This window comes from Pseudomonas avellanae BPIC 631 (assembly GCF_000444135.1).
GTDB lineage: Bacteria > Pseudomonadota > Gammaproteobacteria > Pseudomonadales > Pseudomonadaceae > Aquipseudomonas > Aquipseudomonas avellanae.
This window is the reverse complement of the sequence record NZ_ATDK01000314.1, coordinates 1-4271: the sequence shown is the minus strand read 5'-3', so window position 1 is coordinate 4271 and position 4271 is coordinate 1. Positions and strand designations below refer to the sequence as shown.

Sequence of the window (4271 nt, the reverse complement as noted above, 5' to 3'; positions counted from 1 at the left end):
GCGTCGCCAAAGAGGACGCAGAGCGTCCCGAACGGCATGCGACGCAGAGCGTCGCACGATAGTGACGAGAAGTGCCTGGATAAGCAGCCTCAACGCACCGGTTTTTTCCTGCCCAGCACGTGCGAGAACACGGCGTGCAGGTCGTCCGAGGCGCTGTCTTGGTCGAGGTTGAGCTTGCTGTCGATGTGGTCCATGTGGTGCATCATCAGCTCGACGGCCAGCGGCGCATCGCGGGCTTCGATGGCGTCGATCAGTTGGGTGTGCTCGTCGTATGAACAGTGCGTACGGTTGCCGGTTTCGTATTGGGCGATGATCAGTGACGTCTGCGACACCAGGCTGCGCTGGAAGCTGATCAGCGGCGCGTTCTTCGCGGCCACCGCCAACTGAAGGTGAAACTCCCCGGACAGACGAATGCCAGCGCCCCGATCACCGCAGGCAAAGCTCTCGCGCTCGTCGCTGACCATCTGGCGCAGCTCGGCCAGTTGCTCGGCGCTGGCATGTTCGACGGCCAGTTCGGTGATGGCCCGCTCGACCATGCGCCGGGCAAAGAACACCTGACGCGCCTCTTCAACACTGGGGCTGGCCACCACTGCGCCGCGGTTGGGGCGCAACAGCACAACGCCCTCATGACCTAGCCGCGACAGCGCACGGCGAATGATGGTGCGGCTCACGCCGAAGATTTCGCCCAGCGCCTCTTCACTCAATTTGGTGCCCGGCGCCAGACGCTGCTCCAGAATCGCGTCGAAAATGTGCTCATAAACGATATCGTCCTGAGTCACGCTGCGACCGCTATCCGGGCTGCGCGGCTGTTTCTTGAGGGGCAGGGACTGATCGTTCATGAATACTCTTGCGCGAATGGGTTACGCCGTCGGGGCTGGCGCATTGTACACAGGGTGCTGCAGGAGGCAGATTCAGAAACCCGCACGAAAAAAAGCCCGCAGTGTGGGGCGGGCAAGAGAATCAGCTGCCTCTGTAGGTCGAGTAGCTGTAGGGCGAGATTAACAGCGGCACATGAAAATGTTCCTGACCTGCATCAATGCCGAAGCGCAACACCACCTCATCGAGAAAAGCCGGTTCATTGAGCGCCACGCCTCGCGATCGGTAGTAATCGCCTGCCTGAAAGTGCAGTTGGTACACGCCGGACTGATAATCGCCGCCCTGTAACAACGGCGCGTCGCAGCGACCATCGCTGTTGGTGACGACACTGACAAGGTGCAGCAATTGCTGATCCTGCACCCGATACAAATCAATGCGTATGGCAGCGCCGGGGCAGCCGTGGGCCGAGTCCAGTACGTGTGTGGTCAATTTCCCCAAAACTTCGCTCCTTGCCATCCAGTGAGTGTGAAACAGTGCACCAATGGGGTGCCCTGCATCGTACGATTGCGACCGATTAAGACAGTTTTGAAAAAAGCTGTACACAATAAAATGGCGTTTTCAGCTCGACCTCCTATTCAAACCACCAGAACTGATCGTTTTCAGTGAAGTCAAGGAAAAATATCAGTTTTTTTTGCTTTAACTGACCAGTCAGGCAGGTTTCTTGCTTCATATCTTGCCAATGCTGACCTTCGATGACGAAAAGTTCAGGGTTACAACCTGCAAAACAAATTGTATACAATCTTCACTTTGCAGTGTTTGCCTGATCCACGCATTGCACCTGATATCACGCACATAAGGAAGCTTGCAGTGAGCGCTGACTACCCACGCGACCTGATCGGTTACGGCAGCAACCCGCCTCATCCACGCTGGCCGGGCGATGCGCGCATTGCCTTGTCGTTCGTGCTGAATTACGAGGAAGGTGGCGAGCGCAATATTCTGCATGGCGACCAGGAATCCGAAGCGTTTCTGTCCGAAATGGTCGCGGCCCAGCCACTGCAAGGTCAGCGCAACATGAGCATGGAGTCGCTGTACGAGTACGGCAGCCGAGCCGGCGTGTGGCGCATTCTCAAGCTGTTCAAACAGTTCGACATTCCCCTGACCGTCTTCGCTGTCGCCATGGCGGCGCAGCGTCACCCGGACGTGATCCGCGCAATGGTCGCCGACGGCCACGAAATCTGCAGCCACGGTTATCGCTGGATCGACTACCAGAACATGGACGAAGCCCAGGAGCGCGAGCACATGCGTCAGGCCATTCAGATCCTCACCGAAATCAGCGGCGAACGCCCGCTCGGCTGGTACACCGGCCGCACCGGGGCGAATACACGGCGGCTGGTCATGGAGGAAGGCGGCTTTCTTTATGATTGCGACACCTACGACGATGACCTGCCGTACTGGGAGCCGAACAACCCGACCGGCAAGCCGCATCTGGTGATCCCGTATACGCTGGACACCAACGACATGCGCTTCACACAGGTGCAGGGTTTCAACAACGGCGAGCAGTTTTTCCAGTACCTGAAAGACGCGTTCGACGTGCTGTATGCCGAAGGCGCAGACGCGCCGAAGATGCTCTCCATCGGTTTGCACTGCCGCCTGATTGGCCGCCCTGCCCGCCTTGCCGCACTCAAGCGCTTCATCGAATACGCCAAAAGCCATGAGCAGGTGTGGTTCACTCGCCGCGTCGATATCGCCCGCCACTGGCACGCAGAACACCCCTTTACCGGCGAGGCCGCGCAATGAGCGGGTTGCAGAATCCAAAGCCCTCGAGCCTGAGCCGCGACGAATTTATCGCGACCTACGCCGATATCTACGAGCATTCGCCGTGGGTCGCAGAACAGGCATTTGACCACGGCGCAGGCCCCGAACTGGATCAGCTCGACACCCTGCATGCGCGCCTGAGCGACATCCTGCTCAATGCCACTCACGCGCAGCAACTGGCCCTGATCGATGCTCACCCGGACCTGGCGGGCAAGGCTGCCGTCAAAGGTGAGCTGACCCAGGCCAGTACCGATGAACAGGCGGGTGCCGGTATCCACCTCTGCACGCCTGACGAATTCCAGCGCTTTACCGAGCTGAACGAGGCTTACAAGGCCCGCTTCGGCTTTCCGTTCATCATGGCGGTCAAGGGCAGCGACAGGCATAAAATTCTGGCAGCGTTCGAGCAACGCATCCATCACTCGCCCGAGGCCGAGTTCGCTTGCGCCCTGGCCGAGATCAACAAAATTGCATTGTTTCGCCTGCAGGCGCTGCACGCGTCGCAGGCATAACCGCATTCAGAAGGCAGACAAAAAGCATGAAAGTTTACGCCGCACCGTTCGAGAAGTTCGTCAACCTGGCCGACGCGCGCCTGGGGACCAAAATTCTTTCGGTCACCGATGACTGGTTCGCCGATGCCAACCGCCTGTTCCAGCCAACGCCTGCGGTCTGGAAAGAAGGCGTGTTCGATGACAACGGCAAGTGGATGGACGGCTGGGAGTCGCGGCGCAAGCGTTTCGAGGGTTACGACAGCGCAGTGATTAAACTCGGCGTAGCCGGCACCATCAAAGGCGTGGACATCGACACCTCGTTCTTCACCGGCAACTTTCCGCCTTCCGCTTCTCTGGAAGCGTGCTTTCTGGCCTCTGGCGAGCCGGACGAAAACACTGCATGGACCGAAGTGCTGTCGTCGGTGGAACTCAAAGGCAACAGCCATCACTACCACGAGATCAGCCACGATCAGGCGTTCAGCCATTTGCGCTTCAATATCTACCCGGACGGCGGTGTGGCGCGCCTGCGGGTGTACGGCGTGCCACATCGCGACTGGTCGAAAGTCACTGAAAGCGAGCAGATTGATCTGGTCGCTGCACTCAATGGCGGCCGTTCGATTGCCTGCTCGGACGAGCATTACGGCAGTATGAGCAACATCCTCAACCCTGGCCGCGGCGTGAACATGGGCGATGGCTGGGAAACCGCACGCCGTCGTACACCGGGCAATGACTGGGTCATCGTCGCGCTGGGGCACAAGGGCGAAGTCGAGAAAGTCATCGTCGACACGCTGCACTTCAAGGGCAACTACCCGGACAGCTGCTCGATTCAGGGCGCGTTCGTCAAAGGCGGCACTGACAGCCAGATCGAAACCCAGAGCCTGTTCTGGCGCGAACTACTGCCCAGCCAGAAGCTCACCATGCACGCCGAACACGAGTTCGCCGAGCAGATAAAAGCCATCGGCCCGATCACCCACATCCGCCTGAACGTGTTCCCGGACGGTGGCGTGAGCAGGTTGCGGGTGTTGGGCAAGGTGTCCAGATAAGGCGCAACACAGGGCGACAGGTGACGGATTATCGTTCCCACGCTCTGCGCTAGTGTACTGTTTTCGAAATAAGTTACCCATAACCTGCAAGCTAAGCTATTGATAAGAT

General features: G+C 58.7%; 5 protein-coding genes. 3 read left to right on the top strand and 2 right to left on the bottom strand.

Going from position 1 to position 4271, the window contains the following annotated elements; all coding sequences use genetic code 11:
* Positions 1–89: 89 nt before the first annotated feature.
* Both DW49_RS0119195 and uraH read right to left on the bottom strand, forming a co-directional pair.
* Positions 90–839 (bottom strand): GntR family transcriptional regulator, encoded by a 750-nt coding sequence (locus DW49_RS0119195; protein WP_005619454.1) that lies wholly within the window; start codon positions 837–839, stop codon positions 90–92.
* 121 nt (positions 840–960) lie between these two features.
* A complete protein-coding gene (gene uraH / locus DW49_RS0119190) occupies positions 961–1314 on the bottom strand; it encodes a hydroxyisourate hydrolase (protein ID WP_005619455.1) in 354 nt (117 codons plus the stop codon).
* A 369-nt stretch (positions 1315–1683) separates the two neighbouring features.
* On the opposite strand from uraH, the gene puuE reads away from it, so the two are divergent.
* Genes puuE through alc form a run of 3 tightly spaced genes read left to right on the top strand, consistent with a single transcriptional unit; the run spans position 1684 to position 4162 of the window.
* The gene (puuE, locus tag DW49_RS0119180) at positions 1684–2613 is read left to right on the top strand and encodes an allantoinase PuuE (protein WP_005619456.1); all 930 of its coding nucleotides are present in this window, start codon (positions 1684–1686) and stop codon (positions 2611–2613) included.
* Complete coding sequence (gene uraD, locus DW49_RS0119175) at positions 2610–3140, top strand: 2-oxo-4-hydroxy-4-carboxy-5-ureidoimidazoline decarboxylase (RefSeq protein ID WP_005619457.1); 531 nt, start codon at positions 2610–2612, stop codon at positions 3138–3140. The genes puuE and uraD overlap by 4 nt, the downstream gene beginning before the upstream one ends.
* Before the next feature lie 26 nt (positions 3141–3166).
* Positions 3167–4162 (top strand): allantoicase, encoded by a 996-nt coding sequence (gene alc, locus DW49_RS0119170; RefSeq protein WP_005619458.1) that lies wholly within the window; start codon positions 3167–3169, stop codon positions 4160–4162.
* The last annotated feature ends 109 nt before the right edge of the window (positions 4163–4271 follow it).

What these genes read in the sequence shown, in the direction of transcription:
- DW49_RS0119195 (WP_005619454.1), bottom strand. Translation starts at nt 839, where the DNA reads ATGAACGATCAGTCCCTGCCCCTCAAGAAACAGCCGCGCAGCCCGGAT.
- alc (WP_005619458.1), top strand. Translation starts at nt 3,167, where the DNA reads ATGAAAGTTTACGCCGCACCGTTCGAGAAGTTCGTCAACCTGGCCGAC.
- uraD (WP_005619457.1), top strand. Translation starts at nt 2,610, where the DNA reads ATGAGCGGGTTGCAGAATCCAAAGCCCTCGAGCCTGAGCCGCGACGAA.